Raw genomic sequence first — 18,384 nt, 5'->3', positions numbered from 1 at the left:
AGATTGAGGCAGCCTTTTTGCATTTTACTCAACCTCAGCATGTAAACTTCAGTGAATACTTGCTTTGTGAGTCCAATTTTCATAATATAGAATAGTGTATTTCCCTTCACAGCACTGTTACTTTTCACTACAAACAAATCCACATATGTCCAGCCGTTATCGAATCCCATGCAAGGCATACCATTTATTGCCTTTCTTTATTTGTGTCATGTTCAACTTCGCCACTGCACAGCAGCGGTCGGTAGTACTGATCAATACTGAAGCAGGATCGGGTTACGGAGTAGCCTGGGGTGCTCCCAATCAAATCGTAACCGCCCTCCATCTGGTATCTGGAAGGAACAAAATCAAAGTCGTATGGGAGGGAAAAACCGTAGATGCTAAGATCGAAAAAATCCATAAACCGGCAGATCTTGCCCTGCTGAAACTGGCTTCACCACTGAGCATTCCCCTGCTCGAAACATTTGAGAGTGATGCGCCAACATCGATTGACCTGAATTACTGGGAACTAAAAATCGGCTCAAAACTGATGACCAGTAAAACTACGCAGTTGCAAAAGCAGACAACTCTTGGAAAAATAGACCCCAGACTGGCCGACCCTAAATTGCAAACGGCTTTTGCCGAAGCACTTTGTACAGATGGTCAGGCCAATTATCCCAGACTCAATACTTCTATTATTAAATTTTCTGAAAAAAATATTGAAAAAGCACATTCAGGTTCGCCCATTACTTTTGGAAATAAGATCGTAGGGATTGTAGACGGTGGGGAAAAACCCGTCAACGGATCTGTGCTGGTGTGGGCGATTCCCGCTACAGAGTTTCAAAACCTTATAACCAAAGGTACGAGTGTTGCAGGTGCTCAGACGCCCTGCTCCAGTGTAAAACTGTACAGTGGCCTGCGCTCAGACAATCCGCTTTTAAATCCTGACCTTCTGGAAATGGCCAAAACCATAGAATATTCCCGAGAGCATCCCATAACAAAAAATGGGGATAACGGGTTTTCCTTTTCGCTTGCCTACCGAACCAACTGTCGCGATTTTTATGGAACCCTATTTCCCGAAGATCAGGAATATATCCGGGAAATTGTAGAGCTGGGCGAAGACGATAGGAATGTTGCAGAAAAACTTTCTATCTACGATTTATACGGACAGAAAATCGACATTTATCAGGATGCCCGGACAGGCGCTACTGTTGCCGTACCGACCAACAGCAAAATCAATATCCAGCAGGAAGGGGCGCATACACTGGTAGAGATTTCGAGCAAATATGACGGTATTACGATGTATATCTATCTCAGCCACAATGAGACGATGGAGGAAACCAGAGATGAAATGGCCTGGTTTAAAGAATACCTTGTCAGCGACGGCCGCCCATGGGAATTGGACGAAGATTTTCCCGATGAGGAACCCATAGATTATACCGATGACGAATACGACCCCTACTACTTTGAAGATATGCAACGGGTGGTGATTGATGAAGATAACAATGTAACCGCTGAGTTTTATGCCAGGCTGACTATCAGTGATACTGATTTCATGGGAGTATCAGTACAAGTCAATGACTGGGAGACCCTGGAAGAAGATAAATACGAAAGGCTCATGTCCTACCTTCTGGAAGCATGTGCTACCATCACTGATTTTCCTTACTAAAAATCTAGTAAGGTATACTGTATAAGTCCTTTTCTTCCGGATTCAGAGAATAAACCGGCGCCTTTTTCAACCAATCGTAGATAAAATAAGGTGCCCACCAGACGATGGCATAACCACTTTCATCTGCTGTCAGTATTTTTTTGCCGTCAGGAGAAAATATAGACCTGTTGACGATTTGGCTCTGGCACTGATACTCTGCCAGCAAGCTGCCCTTGTCATTCCACAACCGGGCAGTTTGATCTTTGGCAGCAGTCAATATTTTTTTACCGTCGGGAGAAAACATGATGGATGTGATTACTGCCTCATGCGCAAGGCTGTCCCTGAGTTTTCCTTTCAGATCCCAGATTTTGACCATTTCCTTTACCCCTCCGGTCAAAACCGAACGACCATCAGGCGAAAATATGGCCACTTTCATGGCAGCTGTCTCCTTGTAGGATATGATGGAATCACCCTTTATACTCCATAATGTGGCGCGTCCGTCGTCGGAAGCAGTAAGCACCTGTTTTCCATCAGGCGAAAATACCGCAGCATTCACCTCTGCCTGATGTTTGAAAATAATGGGAGTGGGATCTTTCGGTAACCACAGGCTTGCCTGATACAGGTCCCGGGAAGTGGTAAGGAGCATTTTCCCATCGGGAGAAAATACGGCAGTATTCACTTCTCCTTCATGTTTAAATGAATCCACGGGAAAACCGTCAGCCGTCCACAGGCGGGCATAGGTATCCAGTGAACCCGTCAGGATACGGCTACCGTCAGGAGAGTAAGTCGCAGATGATACGATATCCTGATGTGGAAGAATTACCGTTTTGTGATCGCCAGGTGTCCATAGCCGCGCCGTATAATCCCGGGATGCAGTAAGAATGCGTTTTCCATCGGGCGAAAATACCGCAGCATTCACAACCCCCTCATGCCGCAGGCTGTCCAGAAGGATACCATTTGCACTCCAAAGCCTGACCATTTTATCCTGAGAGGCTGTGACAATCATGGTACCATCGGGCGAAAATTCAGCACTTTTTACAGCTCCCTGTCGGGGAAGCTGATGCACAGGTTTTTCCGAAAAATCCCAGAGTTTCGCGGTTTGGTCTCTGGATGCGGTTAGTATTTTTTTACCGTCGGGAGAAAAAACGGCTTTCTTGACTTCGCCTTTGTATTGGAAGGAATAAATCAACCGGATATTTTCATCCCAAATACTGATGATGCTGGTATCAGATTCGTAGGAAAATGAAACTGATAGAAATTGTTTGTCATCCGGACCAAACGCAGCAGCAGCATACCCAAGGATCAGGGAGTCTTTCAGCACATTCCCCTGATCGTCGCAAAGTTTGAGTACCTGGTCATAGCTGGAAACAAGGATCCGGCTTTTGTTTTTGGCAGGAATGACCTCCATATGTTCCTGCCGGAGCGTATCCAGCAGAATGTTCCAGTCTTCTTCTTCCTTGAGGCGGGGAGCGGGTACGATCCGGGTACCGTCTGTCGAGAAGTTTTTCAGATCGGGGATTTGACCTTCCGGAAGTGAATCACTGTCAACGAGCGTTCCGTCCAGTTCCCACAGCCTGACCTCACTTTTGGTAATTGTCAGGATTTGTTTTCCATTGGGAGAAAAGTCAGCATACAACACATCATAACCATCATGGGAGAATGTATCCAGAAGCACACCCTTTGTGTCCCAGAGCTTGGCAAACCCATCTTCTGAAGCGGTAAGCACATATGCTCCATCAGAAGAAAAAACAGCAGAATTCACTGTTTCACGATGCGAAAAAACGGCCGCGTAAAAAGGCATTTTTGCATATGTGTGAAATATCTCGCTAATAGTCTGTGTTACCGTAGGAGAAGATCTGGCACTCAGGATATTATAGGCTTCATACGCCACACGAAGCGCTTTTGTATTATCGGTGTTGAATAGCTCCTTCGCGACGAACGCCAGTTCGTTGGATTTGGATTTATTAAAGTTTGTGACTGACACCCTCCACTGCCAGGCTGCGAGAATGGCAAATAAAAATATTACTGCCACCAAAACGGAGGCAATGATCCGCCTGCGTTTTCGATCTTTCTCTCTTTTAATTTTGAGTTGGCGGCTGATTTCCAGCAACGCTGTTTCATCACCATCCAGTTTTCGCATTCCCCCCAACCCCTTTTCCACAATATCCAGGTCGGCGTCATTGAGCCATATCCCACTCTCCTTGGAGCGAAATTCTTCAATTTTACTGCTAAGGATACGGGTTGCCTGCTGGCCGGGTCTGACCGACACGCTGTGTTCTTTGATCAGTACCGGTGCGAGAAAGTGGTGAGACAGACTGGTGATCCGGCGGCGAACTGAAGTCACCAGATACAAGTCCTGGCACATAGCCATTATTTCCCCGATGAGCCCCTCCCGATCCTGGTATATTTCCCAAAGTTTTTCCTGACTGATTTTTTCTGTTGTACCCAGCGGCGTAGTATGGTGGTACAACAGATCCAATATCAATCCCGATTCTACTACCTCCCTTTGCCATCCGTGAAGTTTGGCTAGCTGCTGCCGAAAAAAGCTAATCATCACCGCACCGGAGTGTTTGAACTCCTGATACATCCTGACGGAAATCTGGGGGGACCGGGCATTTTCCCTTACGGCTCTGTGCCACAGATCTGTAAGCCATACCTGAAGAATCGGCGCAATAGGAGACTCATCTCCTTCGAGCAGATCGTCGGCTATAATAGCAGGAAAACTGCTTTCCGGCTTTCTATCGATTTCAAGATGATAGTAGTCGTGGGTGGATGGACGAAGGGTTACCCCTTCTACCGCCTCTACAATTCCGTCCCAGTCCAACGGAGGAATATAGATTTCCGAATAAGGCAAAGAAAGCTCCTGGAAATGTTCATTCATCAACGCATGGTGTTCATCCCGATAGCTGAGAATGATTTTTCCGCTTATAGGAATATGGCTTGTATTACAAATTTGCCGGAGCGTTTCTGTAAATAATTCCCATTCTTTGGTCAGATTTTCCTGATCTGCAGAGAAAGATGCTTCCAACTGATCGAGAATAATCAGCAGCGGTTTCCCGGTCTTTTCTTCGATCATATGCCATTGCTCGACCATTGAGACGTTGTCCCGGTTTAGAATGGTGAGCTTTTGCAATTCCTTATCAATGACTTCCCGCGCAAATCCGGATGTGCCCTCCAGCGCCGTGCGCAGCTCGGCGATCTTTTCAGTCAGACGGAGGTCTGCGGAGGATACGGAGCGTACCAGTTCGTATTTGTCGCTGAGTTTGTTGAGGATCTGTACCAACGTGTCGGTCAGTCCCGATGCCTGCCTTTCTTCATACGTGACCAGGTAGTCATCTTCAACACGCGGTATTAACCCGGCCTGTAGCAGAGAAGATTTCCCCACGCCCGCTTTTCCGTAAAACAAAATAACCGGCTGCATGGAATTCAGTAACCCATATAACTCGCGAATTTCCCGCCCACGCCCAAAAAATATGGCTGCCTCTTCCTGTTTAAAACTTCGCAATCCAACATAGGGAGTGACAGGAAGTTTCCGAAAATAACGCCCGGGAATATCCAGTCCAAACAAAGGATCTTTGGCCGCAGCAGGGAGATTCCAGTCCTCAGCAAATCCGTTGTCTTCGCTATAGTAAATTTCCCAGGGAAAACGATCTGGCGGCGTTTCGTCCTCCTCCTCATCCCACAACATGCTTCGTGTTCCTGAGACTGTTCCTTTTTCCGTTTTTACCTGATCAATGGCTTCTTCCCAGGCGCGCCCGATTTCGTTGCCGGCTGCCAAACCTTTGTAGAAACGAACAGACAGACTGGTAGCGACCTGGTCATTGATTTTTTGAGAAGTACCTACAACGGCAGGCACTCCGGCTTTTACAAGATCTTCAGATTGGCTTTGAGAAGAGCAGCCATTTAAGAAAACCATCTGAAGGCCGCGCTGTTTTGCCAGAAAAGAAACCAGCCCTTCGGTATGTGCCGTGACATTGGTTCCGGATTGAGACTCCAGCAAAAGTTTGTAACTGTCGGCATGTCCGGCATAATGGAAAATAGCGATACGATCCCGATAGACCTTACTCTGAAAAGCATTAAAAATGCGATCAATCGATACGTCAGGCTCTACAATCACCTCACACAGGCCTTGTTCTTCCGCCTTGGCTAATGCATCACGTATGCCATTTCGCTCTTCCGTAAGGCGCAAAAATCCAGCGCCTGCTTCCTGCTTGTCGTTGGCAAAAGCGAGGAGAATGACGGGTTTCAAATTTTTATTAGCCATGGAAGAAATTTTTCAATTTCAATGCAATAAAGCAGGTTCTCTCCAGGAAACAAACTGCAAAGGAAAAGCCGGATACGTAGATACAAATTTGTTGTATCGGGAGGTATTTACTTCTGCACTACTAAACTTCACCTCCACAGAATGTCCCCCCAGTGGTGTTTCTTCAACAACAAAATCTACTTCATTACCGTCTGAAGTTCGCCAAAATTTGATCTGATCTCTGGCAAAACGTTCCGTCAGGCGGCGATAGACATAATTTTCAAGTAATGCACCCTTATCTGCTCTTTGTTCAATGGGGGCAAAATAGCTGATCAATACATTTCGAAGGCCCAGGTCATTGAAATAGACTTTTGGCATTTTGACCAGTTCTTTTCGGAGGTTGTTAAAAAATGGCTTCAGCAATCCGATATGGAAACATTTTTGAAGTACAAAAAGATATTCGTCAGCAGTGGTATTTTTAATCCGAAGCGTACTGGCGAGTTCGCTGCTATTGAGTAAACTTCCTACTTGCCCGGCCAACAGAATCATCATTCTGTAGAACTTAATTTCATCCGTAATTCCTGATTCCATTATATCTCTTTTTACAAATGAATCCCTGAGCTCCTGTAGTCTTTCAATTTTATCTTGTATGTTCGATTCTAATACGACAGCAGGATAACCACCGTAAGTGAGATATTCTTCCAAATAAGTCCAAATCTGTTCGCCAAATATAGATTTTTCAATTTCCCCTGATCGGAGAGACAATAATTGATCACGCAGGGTATCCTGCTCTTTAAATAGAAGAAACTCCTCAAAATCAAGGGTTGGTAATTCAAAAATTTTTTTTCTTCCGGCCAATGAATCTTTAAACTGACGGTCGATATAAAAAGCACCGCTGCCAGTAGCTATTATTTTAATTTTCCCTGCATATTCATCGTAAAGCAATTTCAGAAAATGGGATGGATCATCCAGATATTGTACCTCATCTATAAATACCACCGTGCGAAATGGATGATTTAGAGAAACATATTTTAGAATACTTTCCGGGCTTCGGTTCAGTTCAAGTAAAATATCCTTCCGCTCCAGATTTAACATTACCGTATGCTCACCCGAGTTGGAAAGTGATTCTGAAAGTTGTTTAAGTAAAGTAGATTTACCTGTTTGCCGTGCACCGATGACAATCGTATGTTCCTGCTTTGACAGGTGTTCAAGCAACTTGTCGAATATTTTCCGCTTTAGTATACCATAAATATCGGGTATTTTTTGTGAAAAAATAAAAAATATCGGGTATTTTATCCCGCATCACTTCCCTTTCATTTCTTCAATGCCCGTCCATTCTTCCGGTACACCAGTTTGAATGAGTTGTGTAACTCTCGTAAGAAAGTATCTGGCAGTTTCATCCTCAGGGTATTTTGCCAGAACGATTTTCATAGATTCGGCAGCCGGGATAAATTCTTTATTCAGGTAAGCTTGCAATCCCTGGTCAAATACATTCTTAGTTGAAAGTTTCAGGTCGCGGATTTTTTCTTCTTCTCCGGCCAGGCATTCATATATCCCGATTGCTTCCTGCTTTCCTTTGACCTGTACTTTACCCAGGTAACGGCAGGTTGCCTGGTCGGCTTCCGAAAGCTCCAGATAACTCATTTCACTCAGGAGAACATGTGTGTGGTAGTATTTGGTAAGCCCTTCCAGTCGTGAAGCGATATTGACTGTATCTGCGATGATTGCGGCCTCCGAGCGCAGATTATCGCCAATAATTCCCATAATCAACGGGCCGGTATGAAGGCCCATTCCTACTTTCAACGCCTTCCGGCCTTTAGCGAGCCGATAGGTATTATACGCTCTGATTTCTGCCTGCATACCGACAGCGGCAGCTATGGCATCGCCGGGGCTTTGCTGAAAGAGCGCCATGATCCCATCTCCCAGATACTGATTTACAAAACCGTGATGGTTATGTATTACAGGGCCCATCCTTCGGGCATACGCGTTTACAAAACGGAAATTGTCATCAGGAGTTAAGGACTCAGACAAGGTGGTGTAGTCCCGGATATCGGAGAACAAAACCGTAACCTCGCGGGCAATATTGTCGCCCAAACGCACCTCGGTGATCGAGTTGTGCCCCAGTGTTTTGATAAATTCGTTGGGAACAAAGCGATTGGTTGCGCGATTGATCTGACCGAGATTGAGATGCGTACTTAGCCTGGCGAGAAACTCATCTTTGGAGAAGGGTTTGGCGAGGTAGTCATTTGCACCGATATTCAGCCCCTGCACGAGATCATTGACCTGATTTTTGGCAGTAATCATGATAATGGGGAGTTCGGAAGGGAGGTGTTTCTGACGGATAAGGCGGCAGACCTCATACCCCGACATCCGTGGCATCATGACATCCAGCAAAACGATATCAAAAGAAGCATCCGTTTCCAGAATACTCATAGCCTCAGTGCCATTCATTGCAGAGACGATTTCATATCGCTCTTCGCGAAGATAATTTTTGAGCACCTGATGATTGATCGGCTCGTCATCGACGATCAGAATGCGGGTGCGTTCGATATTGGTATTGACCAATATCTCGTCATGTTCCATATCCCGGATGCCTGTATCAGCAGGATTAACACGAATAGGCGTAAGCCGCATATTTTCAATTTCCGTCAGCGCTTCAGCTTTTTCGTCAGAAATCGTGAGGGTAAAATAAAAGGTTGATCCTTTTCCGACTTCAGACTCTACCCACATCCTTCCCCCGTGGCGTTCGACCAGTGTTTTGGAGATGCTCAGTCCCAGACCAGTACCGGCATAGGTGCGGCTGATTGAGCCGTCGCCTTGCTCAAATGCATCGAATATAGATTCCCATTTATCTTTGGCGATACCGATTCCGGTGTCTGCGATAGCAATCTCAAGCTTTTCGTCTTTTACAGAAGCAGTTACATGTATGTACCCGTTTTCAGTAAACTTGATGGCATTGCCTATAAGGTTGTAGAGTATCTGCGTGAGGCGGTCTTCATCGGCAAAGGCAGCGGGAAGTTCTGCAGGAACGAGATTTTCCAGCTGAAGATTTTTCCCCCGTGCCATCGGCAGAGAAACCTGCAATACGACATCAACCACCGACCGCAGGTCGATAGGACGTTGGCGCAAGACGAGGTCTGCATTTCGGATACGGGAGAAGTCTAACAAGTCATTGACGAGAGAGGACAGGCGTTTGCCTGAAGCGATGACCATACCCAGGTTTTGGCGTACACGCAGATTGTCAGATTGCTCAAACAAAGACTCAGTGATACCAATAATACCGTTGAGCGGCGTCCGCAGTTCGTGCGACGTATTGGCGAGAAACTCATCTTTCAGGCGGTCAACCTGGCGGAGGCGTTCAGCGGTTTCTCGTTCGAGTTTGAGTTCGGCTTCTTTATCCTGTAGTTTTTGGCGCTGCTTTCGGAGAATGACCCGCGCACCGACCACGACAGCCATTGCAAAGAGTATCACATAGATAAGCCATGCCCACCAGGTACGGTACCAGGGTGCGAGTACGCGAAATTGATAAGCGGCAACTACACTTTCATTTCCATACACATCTTTTGCCTGCACATGGAAGCGATAATTTCCTTCCCAGAGGCGTGTATATTCTTTGGTAGAAGAATAGGCCCATTCCGACCAGTTTTTTTCATACCCGTCCAGCCAAAAACGAAACTTCACCTGTTCCGGAAATTTTTGAGATGAAGATGAACATTCGAAGCGAATCGTATTGTTGGGGTATTTAATTTGCTTTAAATAGGAGGTGGGATTACCAGCACCCCAAAAAAGGGGGCTCCCCCTTGTTCCTTCAACCTTTCTTATCAGTGCCAGAAAATTAGCCGGCGATGCCTGGCTCGCTTCCGGAATAAACCGGTAAAGCCCTTCCAGCGTACCTACCCATATGATACCGGCAGGATCAGGGTAAATAGAAACCACCTCAGAACTTACGGGATTTAAGGCATTGGATTGCCAGGCGGGATGGTCCGTATTCAAATGTTCAAACCAGCCATTCTCAGAACCCAATGACAGCCAGAACCTCCCTGAAGCATCGGTTTTGAGAAAATAGGTAGCCTCCGTTCCATCGTAAAAGCGGGCAGGAAGCGTGGTATCGGGCAAAAGTTTTTGCTGGTTTTTATCAAAAATTCGCAAGCCGTTGTAGGTGCCAAAACGTATTCTTCCACCCACATAGGAAGGTTCAATGATATCCAGATCATCCGTAAATCCTTCTTCATTACCCATTTTTTCAACTTTGGGAAGCAAGGTTATTCCCTGCGGAAACGCAATTTGGGATACTTCCCTGTAGGCAGCCCAAAGCGTGCCATCTGGCTCTTCCGCCAGCGTTCTGACTGCGTGGCCAATCCCTTCCAGCATCCCCTTCCACACCCATTTACCGGCTTTATTTTCAAGCACCCCTACCCCATCTTCCAGACCAGCATATACTATGTTTGGAAACACTCCTGATACCAACAATGTATTGACCCTTTTATCAAAAATATTCAAAAAACGCGATGATGGATTGCGGATAAATAACCCACGGGTAGCTCCGATCAGCAGGTCCCCGTTTACACCAGCCAATGCCCATACTTCATCGAGGGAAATCGATTCCTTTTGAAAAAATAGGTATGAGTCCCGGGAGGAAATGGTAGTATTAAATAACCCATTGGTGGTACCTGCCCACAGGGTTTTGCCCTGACGGACAACCGAGATGACTGCCCCTTCCAGCAAACTATTATAACCAAAAAACTGAAGCCCGGGCGGATAATCCACACGGGATATGCCAATATCAGAAGAAACCCAGATACCTGACTGCCGGTCCTGAAAAACGGTGATAAGCGAATTGCTGATAAGTCCGGCCTCGCGGTCATAGGTCTGGACAACATTTCCCTCAAAATCAGTAAGAATTAATCCCTGATTGTGGGTCGCAAAGGCAATTTTATCGGGAAGAACCTTGATCGCATCCCAGATTTGAAGGTCAGGCAAAATCGGTTCGATTTTTTCACTCCATAGCCGCAACTGCCCATCCAGCAGTTGATATATCCCTTCACGCTGGCAGATCAACAAAAGATTTTGCGGCTCATTTTCTGAGGGGGAAAGAGAAAGAATCAGCTGTACTTTCCCTGGCACTTCCTGATCGATGCTTGAAAACACGTCCCAGCCATCATCAGAAATCGTGCAAATCCCTTTCCCCTCCACACGGCAATACAATCGCCCGCCGTGTAGAAAAGCGTTTTGTATCGAAGATGGTGTCTCCTGATGAATAAGAGATTGCTGCTCCGGATTCCAGCGCCATATATGATTGGTAGAAACAAAGTACATCCCATCATTTGCCTCCCAAATACTTCGAATAGCTGGCGCCTTCGAAAAGCTATCCTGCATCAAAGGTCTCAGGGAGACAAAAGCCAACTGCCCATCGGCATCAGGAGAGAGATACCCAAAATCGGTTCGGCTTCCCACCAGGACTTGACCGTTTTGCCTTGTATGGATACGAAGTGAGGTCAAGCCTTCGGTCCCGGTTATCATTCGCCATGATTTTCCGTCAAACTCCAGTACCCCATGTGTATTGGCCAGATACATACGACCGGAAGTATCCTGAGCAAATCCCCAGTTTTGAGGGGCCGTAACAAAATCATTGGAGAAATAAGCGTTTCGCGGATAGTTCCGGATAAAAGGATTATCTGATTGCCCCCACACCCCACGGCATGACAATACCATGATCATAAAAAAAGCCAATCTGATCGAAATGAATAGGGGGTATCTAATCATCCCTAAATATAATACTTAGCTACCGAAAAGGAATAATTTCTCATTCACAGTAAAAAATACTATCTTCATAATAGTTTTTACAACTATCAAACCTTGCAGTTATGGCAAATACAGATACCACAAACACCACCACCTCAGACCCTACGACTGATGTGCTGGCAAAACAGCCAAAAACAGAACTTCTCCCCAAGGAAGAGCAAACCGGTCGTCAGTGGAATGACAATACTTATTTCTCGGGTGTTGTCATTGCAAAAAGGGAAGCTGACAGCCTTAGTCTAAACTCTATCGGCCCGTTATGGATTCTGGAAATCGTTGACAAGGACCCAGCCATCAATGGCAAAATCGTGCGCTCGTTTGAAGATCCGGGAAAAGAAATCGCACCGGGTAACCCAGGCGACCAAACGAAAAAATTCTGGTTCAAAATTCAGAAAATGATGCGCCCTGACCGGGTAAGGATTGAAGTAGCCACAGGATTGCGGAATACCCCGCCTCCGGCTGAGTAGAGACAATTTATTCTTCAATGGGTATTTGTATTCCCACTGAATCTATTGAATAAAAAAGATGCGATCAGGGCAATGATGATTCCCGCAATCATCCGTGCTTTCCATATGCTCCCTTGAGGTCTTTGACCAAGTGCAGCCATAATATCATCTGCATTGCTATCAGCTTTGGTTGACTTATTTTGTGTTGCGCGGGCAATCATTGCAGACTGTATTTTTTCAGTTTCTGCTTTTATTTGTGGAGTAATTTGGCCTACAAGCGTTTCTGGTTGAATTTTAATTCCGGCGTTGCCTAATTCCTTTACCAATTCCATATAAGCCATTTCTGACACTATTGCGACTTCATCTGGAAATAGTAGGGGCTTTCCTGTAGGAGTTAGTACGATTTCATAATCCCTGTCCCCAGGTTGTTGTTTGCTGACAGTATAATAGCCTCCATTAAGAAGCCCCAGTACTTCCCTGGCGGTTGCAGAAAGTGGAGCCATTGCTTTACCGCTTTTCACAGCCTCCATATCTGTTGCTCCATCTTTTGCCCGGATCAGTACCCTGTCATCTAACGGCACAACTACTCTGACTGGTACCTGGTGGTGTACCAGTGCAGCAAGCCAGGAAAAATTTAAAGGCATTGTATGAAGGTTATCTTTCGTAGCGGGAGCCTCCGAAGATTCTGAGGCCTGTTTAGAAGCTTTAGCAGCAGCTCGGGGGTAGTAAATCAAACCTTTCCCCTGATAATCTTTGTCATTGGCTTTTTGCTGTTCTATCCATCTTTCCTTAAAGGCATGATACTGATCCGCAATTTTATAGATTATCGCTTCATCGCCCGCATCTGTATTTTCGAGCTTGTTGTACATCCAAAAGGCATTTTCCATCCTCGCGTCATCCTTAATGCCAAGGTCTCCCAGCCTCTGTTTCCACTTCTCGACATAGGTATCCAAATGGATAGAATACTTAGATTCATCATCAAAAAATTCAACATTATCTTTCGCTAACAAATACCGGACAAACCATTTTGCAAGAGGTCCTGTTTGTTCGTTTTTAACAGTTTCTCCCGCAGCCTGGTACGCCTCATCCTCATTCCCCCGTGCCCAAACCAGGCCTTCTTTTCCAATCTGAATTTTTCTCTGAATAGGGTTTTTCTTCGTTTGGATTTCATTTTTTTTCGCAAAAAATGTACCCGGCGAGTCTCCCGTTCGACTGAAAAAATGTCCCTTACCTGAATCGGATTTCGGGTTAAGGATTGGGATAGTTGTTTTTGTCCGGGCTAACATACTTTCTATTTCGTATTCTTTTCAGGCTGTCACAATATAAGATTTTTTTACTGCCAAATGGAGAAAGCATAAACAAAAAACCCGACCCATCCAAAAGATGAGCCGGGTTTTTTTCAATGTTCAAAGTCCTTAAATTCTAGTACCCTTCATTCTGCTCCAGATAGCCGGGGAGGTTGGAAGCTCCATCAATGGCTGTCTGGGGAATCGGGAACAATCTCTTCCTTGGATCGGAATTGGTTTTTTCTGTCCATGTATCTTCATATTTGCCAAACCGGATCATATCGGTGCGGCGAAGCATTTCCCAGTAAAACTCAAACCCACGCTCGCGGTACAACAGATCTAGCGACATATCTGTCAGTGCCGGAGGAGGAGTTGTGCTGGTTCTGGAAGCTCTTACGGTATTTACATCCGCCAGGGCGCTACCTACATCGTTGTTTTTTCTGAGTTTAGCTTCTGCACGCATCAGATATACGTCGGCCAGGCGAATAATCACAAGGTCTGCATCACCAAAGTTTCTTCCGCTGGAAGACTTGGGGCTAAACTCGTATTTTTCTACCCGAAAACCCGTGCTGTAGTTACTGCCTTCTACCGTGAAGTCTATTTGTTCGGTAAAATTGACCGGCAAATCCTGACGATTGCGGGAAGCATTGGTAAGCGGGCCAATGCGAAGTTTGCCGTCAGCACAGGTTTCAAATACACCATTGGTGCGAATCAGACCGTATTGCTGACCTCTCAGGATGCCTCTGTCGATTTTGAAATCGGCAGCTGCCACACACGTATCTGCGGGATTGGTATATACCCCAAGATTCTGCTGGTAAAAGCGCGGATCAACAGAAGGATCATCAGCTCCGTAAGCACTTACCCATGTCTGGTAAAAATCTGAAGTAATACCCGGGCCGTCTGTTCCATTTGCATTTGGGAAAGCTGGTAATGGATAATGATCTCCGGAAAGAGAAAAATAAGCCATCCGGTTGTGTCCGTTGAGTTCTGCCCGCTGATCTACCGCAAATATGATCTCGCTGTTGTCGTAGTTGTCAGAATCAAAAATAGAGAAATAGTCTGACGACAACTGAAACAAACCCGAGTTGATAATCTTGTCGGTGTACTCGACAACCTTATCCATATCAGACCCTGTAAAGTCGAAGTTGGTAGAATAAGGATCTCTGTAAACAGCAGCATTCAGATACAGCCTTGCCAGCAGTCCCCATGCAGCAGCGCGGTTAAATCTTCCATGTCCGACGTCGTTTGACAAAGAAGGTTCGACGGCGAGCAACTCGCTTTCGATGAAGTTTACGGCTTCCGAACCGCGGAGAATCGTTGAGGTCTGATTGAGGTCATCTTTTACAAAAACCAACCCAAAAAGATCCAGCGTCAACAGCGAATAGTAAGCACGCATACCCCGGGCTTCAGCAAGGTAAAGCTGTGCGGAAGGATCGCTGTTTTCGGGCAATACGTTAATCGCCGTAACTGCCCGTGAAATACTGGTAAGCAGAAAAGTCCAGGTACCGCGGATATTGGGATCCGTGCTGCGGTAATTGTGCTGGTGCATTTCGATATAAATACCATTATCGCCCCAGTCTGTACCTCCGCGATAAGGCAAAATGGCCTCATCTGTAGAGATTTCCTGCAATGCGAAGTAGCGGGTATGCTGGAAAAGACTGGGCAGCAACGCATAAACCGGTGCAACGATTCCTTCGGCAGCTTCTTTGTCAGAAAGGCCGGTAGCAGAGGTTTCGTCGAGAATATTCTCCTTCAGGTCGGTACAACTGTTGTACACCATCATGACACTGAGGAGCGTGAATATCAATAGATTTTTTTTCATTGTCGGAGAATTAGAAATTGACGTTAATGCCAAAGATGAGCGATTTTGCACGAGGGTAGCTGAGATAATCAATTCCATAAGAAGAGATTCCGTTGATCGTGCGGTCTGTGTTTACTTCCGGATCAAATCCATCATAGGAAGTGATGACAAACAGGTTCTGACCAGTTACAGACAGTCTAAGGCCTTTTACCCATTTACCGATACCCATTGCCTGAGTATCGACATTGTAGCTCAGGCTGAGGTTGTTCATCCGGAGAAATGAAGCATCTTTTAAGTAACGGGTGGAAACAGGCGCCGCATTGTTAATGGATTCTTCGGGAGAAGCAATCGCCTCGGCAGTAGTATTTATACCTTTGGACAAACGCAGTTTGTAGAAATTGGCATTGGCAGTATTGTCATAGATTTTGTTTCCGGCAACTCCGTTGAGGTTGGCCACCAGTTCAAAGCCCTTGAATCCCAAAATCGTATTAAATCCAAAGATTTGTTTTGGCAAAGCAGTTCCCGCTGCAACCCGGTCATTATCTCCTACCAGGCCGTCTCCGTCGATATCGCTGTATTCGCTCAGACCATCATCTGTAAAGCCAATAAACTCTCTCAGGAAAAATGTACCGATAGGCTGTCCGTTTACATATCCATTGATTGTGGCAGAGGTCAGACCGGAACCGGAAGCACTTCCCGAAGGAATTACGGTATAAGGTGAACCTGTTACCTCATTGTCTATCAGAGTCAGGTTACCGCCAATTTCAAACCGGAAAGTTTTCTCGGAGAGGAAACGGTAATTAAGCTCAAACTCAAATCCCTGGTTAGTAATCGTCATGTCTTCCACATTGGTCCAGAAACTGCTCGCAGGCTGTACCGGGTCGGCAGGGATAACCTCCAGCAGGATATTATTGGATACCTTGTTGAAGTAATCGATAGAGCCGTAAAGTGCTCCGTCAAACAACCCGAAGTCAAGTCCGAGGTCGATTTGCGAAGATACTTCCCATTGGATATCGGGATTTGCCAGACGTGTGAAAGATGTTCCCGCAGGAAATGGCCCAGCCGGAGAGAGCGGATAGCTGGTAGTACTTGACACAGAGGAAGTAAACAGCGACTGGGTAATCTTGGAAGGGATTTCCTGATTTCCGGTCAATCCGTAACCACCGCGCAGTTTCAATTCGCTGAAAGGTGTATTCTGCATAAAAGCTTCTTCAGAAATTCTCCAGCCGAGGGAGAAGGAAGGGAAAACACCATATTTATTGTTTTCACCAAATTTGGAAGAACCATCTGCACGTACGGTAGTTGTCAGCAGGTATTTATCCATCAGCTGATAATTTACCCGTGAGAAGAAAGACTGCAATTCATTGATCACAGCAAAACCTGTTGGCTTATTGCTCGCGAGCGTAAGTTCCTGCCCCAGTCCGGGGTTGTAGATTGGCTCGATATCCGATACAGGAAATTTGTTGATGCTACTGGTGCGTCCCTGTACAAAAATCGTCTGGTAGGAATGTCCTCCCAGTACAGTCAGGTTATGTTTATCGCCGTTGTAGGTATAGGTAAGATAATTTTCAATCAGCTCGTTGCGATTGGTAATATACCGGGACTCCAGGCGACCGTCCTGCTGTGGCAAATTGCTTGCCAGAGACTGAATATCTTGTGTGGAATTGGAGTAGTCAAGACCATAATTGAGCTTATACACCAACCCTTTCATCAGTTTGAGAGAGGGAGAAACATTGGCAATCACCCGGTTGGTAGTGGTAATGTCTTTTTCCAGATCCAGCACTCTGAGCGGACTGGTAAAATTCTGATCGATAAATGGCGTACCATCTGAAGCATACGCCGGATAGGTAGGATTAGCTGTGATAGCACTTCCGACCAAAAAACCAATTGGCGGGCGCTCATTGACAGAGTTGGTTGCGTTGATATTCACGTCAATGGACAGGCGGTCTTCCCAGAGTTTTTGTGTAGCGTTGATCCTTCCCGAGAGGCGGTCAAACTGATTATTTTTCAGAATACCTTCCTGGTTTTGTACCCCAAAAGAAGCGTAGTAGGTAAGATCACCGGCACCGCCGCCCATAGAAAAGTTGTGGTTTTGGGTAATCGCCTGACGGGTAATTTCCTGTTGCCAGTCAGTATTGCCACCGCGGTCGTCGAGGATACCACCGATTTTCACCACTTCCTGTCTGTATTCATCAGCGGTAAATACATCCAGAGGGCGAGCAATGGTCGATAAACCCAGGCTTCCATTGTAGTTGAAGGAAGAAACACCAGTTTTGCCTCTTTTGGTGGTGATGATGATGACCCCATTGGCACCACGGGCACCGTAGATAGCGGTTGCGGATGCATCTTTCAGCACATCAATGGACTCAATGTCTTCGGGATTGAGGAAGGTCAGCGGGTTAATCGCGCCACCTGTGCTCGAGTTGTCCAGTGCAAGTCCGTCAAGTACAAACAGCGGAGTACTTCCGGTACGAACGCCACCGGGTCCGCGCACAGTGATATTCTGACCTGTACCGGGTTCGCCGCTTGCAGAGGTCACATTTACCCCTGCGACTTTACCCTGAAGAAGCTGTTCGGGTGAATTCATAATCCCACGGTTGAAGTCATCACTTTTAAGCGAGGTGATCGAACCTGTGAGATCTTTTTTGGCGGTAGAGCCATAACCAACGAGAAGAACCTGGTCAAGTTCCAGACCGGAAGCAGCCATCATCACGTCAATGGACGTACGGTTGCCGACGGTTACTTCCTGTTTTTCATAGCCGAGGTAAGTGAATACCAGTACGGCTTTTTCGTCAGGCACACTGATCGAAAATCTGCCGTCGTCGCCAGAAAGTGTACCGGTTGTAGCACCTTTGAGCGTGATGGTACAGCCAACAAGGGGTTCTTTTGACTGGGCATCCATGACGCGACCACTGACAGTAAAATCAGCGATAGAGACGGTTTCAGGCACTTTTGCCGTAACCCATGCAAGCTGCAGGAACAAAAAGTTCAACATAAAAAACCGCAGCAACCATGAATCTGGAGATGCAAAACGTAGTGAATGTTTCATCGAAGCAAAATTATAATTGTAGTTAAGTAGACAGTACATAGTTAGATAGAAAAAAAGAAAGGCTTTAGCCTCCCCAAAAACTTAATGAACGTTTAATTGTGAGTTGTTTATCAGAGGCCCAACATTAACCAAATAT

8 protein-coding genes are annotated in these 18,384 nt (G+C 46.0%); 2 read left to right on the top strand and 6 right to left on the bottom strand.

Annotated elements, in window-relative coordinates; all coding sequences use genetic code 11:
• Positions 1–208: 208 nt before the first annotated feature.
• Complete coding sequence (locus R3D00_04445) at positions 209–1,645, top strand: hypothetical protein (GenBank protein MEZ4772410.1); 1,437 nt, start codon at positions 209–211, stop codon at positions 1,643–1,645.
• A gap of 4 nt (positions 1,646–1,649) precedes the next feature.
• Here the strand turns inward: R3D00_04445 and R3D00_04440 are convergent, their stop codons facing one another.
• The 3 genes from R3D00_04440 to R3D00_04430 form a co-directional block, all read right to left on the bottom strand.
• The gene (locus R3D00_04440) at positions 1,650–5,888 is read right to left on the bottom strand and encodes an AAA family ATPase (GenBank protein MEZ4772409.1); all 4,239 of its coding nucleotides are present in this window, start codon (positions 5,886–5,888) and stop codon (positions 1,650–1,652) included.
• Positions 5,889–5,906: 18 nt separating this feature from the next.
• Positions 5,907–7,082 carry an ATP-binding protein gene (locus R3D00_04435; protein MEZ4772408.1) on the bottom strand — a complete coding sequence of 392 codons (1,176 nt, stop codon included), beginning with the start codon at positions 7,080–7,082 and terminating at the stop codon, positions 5,907–5,909.
• Between the two features lie 87 nt (positions 7,083–7,169).
• Positions 7,170–11,585 (bottom strand): response regulator, encoded by a 4,416-nt coding sequence (locus tag R3D00_04430; protein MEZ4772407.1) that lies wholly within the window; start codon positions 11,583–11,585, stop codon positions 7,170–7,172.
• A gap of 146 nt (positions 11,586–11,731) precedes the next feature.
• Here R3D00_04430 and R3D00_04425 point away from each other — a divergent pair, with 146 nt between their 5' ends.
• Positions 11,732–12,133 (top strand): hypothetical protein, encoded by a 402-nt coding sequence (locus R3D00_04425; protein MEZ4772406.1) that lies wholly within the window; start codon positions 11,732–11,734, stop codon positions 12,131–12,133.
• Positions 12,134–12,147: 14 nt separating this feature from the next.
• Here the strand turns inward: R3D00_04425 and R3D00_04420 are convergent, their stop codons facing one another.
• The 3 genes from R3D00_04420 to R3D00_04410 form a co-directional block, all read right to left on the bottom strand.
• Entirely contained in the window at positions 12,148–13,398 is a 1,251-nt protein-coding gene (locus R3D00_04420) for a hypothetical protein (GenBank protein ID MEZ4772405.1), read from the bottom strand.
• Between the two features lie 136 nt (positions 13,399–13,534).
• Positions 13,535–15,220 (bottom strand): RagB/SusD family nutrient uptake outer membrane protein, encoded by a 1,686-nt coding sequence (locus R3D00_04415; GenBank protein ID MEZ4772404.1) that lies wholly within the window; start codon positions 15,218–15,220, stop codon positions 13,535–13,537.
• Positions 15,221–15,230: 10 nt separating this feature from the next.
• A complete protein-coding gene (locus R3D00_04410) occupies positions 15,231–18,194 on the bottom strand; it encodes a SusC/RagA family TonB-linked outer membrane protein (GenBank protein MEZ4772403.1) in 2,964 nt (987 codons plus the stop codon).
• Positions 18,195–18,384 lie beyond the last annotated feature (190 nt).

Source organism: Bacteroidia bacterium, assembly GCA_041391665.1.
Lineage (GTDB): Bacteria > Bacteroidota > Bacteroidia > J057 > J057 > JAGQVA01.
Note: the sequence above shows the minus strand (reverse complement) of the source record. Positions and strands in the feature narration are given on the sequence as shown.